Annotated in this window: 2 protein-coding genes; both read right to left on the minus strand. The window is 72.4% G+C overall.

The genetic code is table 11. The annotated features are described in order from the left end of the window. Window positions 1-106: 106 nt before the first annotated feature. The gene (locus ACWGI8_RS42765) at window positions 107-1,210 is read right to left on the minus strand and encodes a hemolysin family protein (protein ID WP_453668865.1); all 1,104 of its coding nucleotides are present in this window, start codon (window positions 1,208-1,210) and stop codon (window positions 107-109) included. Continuing rightward, window positions 1,207-2,547 (minus strand): hemolysin family protein, encoded by a 1,341-nt coding sequence (locus ACWGI8_RS42770; protein ID WP_453668866.1) that lies wholly within the window; start codon window positions 2,545-2,547, stop codon window positions 1,207-1,209. The genes ACWGI8_RS42765 and ACWGI8_RS42770 overlap by 4 nt, the downstream gene beginning before the upstream one ends. Window positions 2,548-2,679 lie beyond the last annotated feature (132 nt).

A 2,679-nucleotide genomic window follows, 5' to 3' on the forward strand; every position in this document is an offset into this window, starting at 1 on the left:
CCGGGGTCCGGTGGACCGCGGCCCGCAGGACCCTACGGGGCCGTGACGCCGTACGCCCGTGCGGGACGGGTGCGCCGGCCCGTTCGGTGGGCCGGCGTCTGTGCCGTCAGACGCCGGACGGGCTGAGCGGCGGGTGAGCCCCCACCGTGCCCTCGGGGCGCCGGGGCGCCGGGGCCGGGGCGCGGTGGGCAGGGTCCCGCACCTCGCCCACCAGCATCTCCAGCACGTCCTCCAGGGCGACCAGTCCGAGCACCCGGCCCGATGCGTCCGCGACCTGCGCCAGATGGGTGGCGGCGCGGCGCATCACGGTGAGGGCGTCGTCCAGCGGCAGCTCGGCCCGCAGCGTGGCCATGGGGCGCCAGACGTGCTGCGGTACGGCCCGGTCGCCGTCCTCCATGTCGAGGACGTCCTTGACGTGCAGATAGCCCATGAAGGGGCCGCTGCCCTCGCCGCACACCGGGAAGCGCGAGTAGCCCGTCCGTACGGTGAGCTCCTCGATCTGCCGGGCCGTCACCGACGGGGGCACGGTCACCAGGGCCGACCGGGTGATGAGGACGTCCGTCACCGGGCGGCTGCCCAGCTCCAGCGCGTCTTCGAGCAGATCCTGCTCCTCCCGGTCCAGCAGTCCCGCCTGGCCCGCGTCCTCTACCAGCTGGCCGAGCTGGTCGCTGGTGAAGACCGCCTCCACCTCGTCCTTGGGCTCGACGCGGAACAGCCTGAGCACCAGCCGGGCACAGGCGCCGAGCGCCACCGTCACCGGACGGCACAGCCGGGCGAAGCCGACCAGCGCGGGGCTGAGCCAGAGGGAGGTCTTCTCCGGGGCGGCCATCGCCAGGTTCTTCGGGAGCATCTCGCCGATGACGAGATGCAGGAAGACGACGACGGCGAGGGCGATGACGTAGCCGAGCGGATGGATGAGGCTCTCGGGGACGTGCGTCGCGTGGAAGACCGGCTCCAGGAGATGCGCCACGGTCGGTTCCGCCACCGCGCCGAGGGTCAGCGAACAGACGGTGATGCCGAACTGCGCCGCGGCCATCATCTGCGGCAGGTTCTCCAGCCCGTGCAGCACTTGGCGGGCCCGCGAGGAGCCCGCGGCCGCGAGCGGTTCGATCTGGCTGCGGCGTACGGACACGAGCGCGAACTCCGCGCCGACGAAGAAGCCGTTGGCGAGCACGAGCAGCAACGCGAACAGCAGTTGGAGGACGCTCATCGCACGGCCTCCGCGACGGCCTGCACATCCGCGGTCCGCACGAGCCGGACCCGCTCGGCCCGGTACCGGTCCACCTGCCGTACGGAGAGCCGCCAGCCGGGCAGGTCGGCCCGGTCGCCGGGCGCCGGGATCCGGCCGAGGAGATCTGCGACCAGCCCGGCGACGGTCTCGTACGGCCCGTCGGGTACGTCGAGACCTATCCGCCGCAGGGTGAGGACGCGGCAGCTGCCGTCGGCCTCCCATGCCGGATTGCCGTCCTCGGGAGCGGCCGGGGCCAGCTCGGGCCTGCCGTCCCCTTCGGCGTCGTGCTCGTCGCGGACCTCGCCGACGAGCTCCTCGACGATGTCCTCCAGGGTGACGACGCCGGCCGTGCCGCCGTACTCGTCGACGACGACAGCTATCGGCTGTTCGCTGCGCAGCTGCTCGAGCAGCTGCCGTACGGGCAGGGTCTCGGGCACCAGCAGCGGCGGGACGGCGATGCGGCCGACCGGGGTACGCAGCCGCTGGTGTGCCTGGACGGCCAGCGCGTCCTTCAGATGGACCATGCCGACGATCTCGTCGATGCGGTCCCGGTAGACGGGGAAGCGGGAGAGACCGGTGGCGCGGGTGAGGTTGAGAACGTCTGCGGCGGTCGCGTCGGACTGGAGGGCACTCATCTTCACGCGCGGGGTCATCACATGCTGGGCGGTGAGATGACCGAGCGACAGGGTCCGTACGAACAGATCCGCCGTGTCCTGTTCGATTGCCCCGGCGCGGGCCGAGTGACGGGCGAGGGAGACCAGTTCACCGGGGGTACGGGCGGATGCCAGCTCCTCCTTGGGCTCGACGCCGAGCGCCCGGACGAGCCGGTTGGCGACGGCGTTGAGCAGTGCGATCACCGGCCGGAACACGGTCGAGAAGCGGTGCTGCGGGCCGGCCACGAACCGGGCGACCTGCAGCGGCCTGGAGACCGCCCAGTTCTTCGGGACGAGCTCGCCGACCACCATCTGGACGGCGGAGGCGAGGAGCATCCCGATCGCGACGGCGACACCGGGGACGGCCGCGTCCGGTATCCCCGCCGCGGTGAGCGGCGGGTCGAGCAGCTGTGCGAGCGCGGGCTCGGCGAGCATGCCGACGACGAGGGAGGTGATGGTGATGCCGAGCTGGGTGCCGGACAGCTGGAACGACAGCTCGCGCAGGGCTCGGACGACGCCCCTGGCACGACGGTCGCCCTCGGCGGCGGCACGCTCGGCGTCGGCGCGCTCCACGGTGACGAGGCCGAACTCGGCGGCCACGAAGAATCCGTTGGCGAGGATGAGAAGGAATGCCGCGCAGAGCAGCAGTAGCGGGATGATCATGCCGCCGCCTCCTGGGAGGGGGCGGCGCAGGTACTACCGGACGATCCGTCCATTGCTGGAGGGAGTCACTCCTCGGGTCGCAGTTGGCCTCACGGGCCACTGTGGCCACGCGGGTGTGAGGCGGAGGCGCAC

It is taken from the genome of Streptomyces sp. NPDC054841, assembly GCF_053611045.1.

What these genes read in the sequence shown, in the direction of transcription:
- ACWGI8_RS42770 (WP_453668866.1), bottom strand. Translation starts at nt 2,547, where the DNA reads ATGATCATCCCGCTACTGCTGCTCTGCGCGGCATTCCTTCTCATCCTC.
- ACWGI8_RS42765 (WP_453668865.1), bottom strand. Translation starts at nt 1,210, where the DNA reads ATGAGCGTCCTCCAACTGCTGTTCGCGTTGCTGCTCGTGCTCGCCAAC.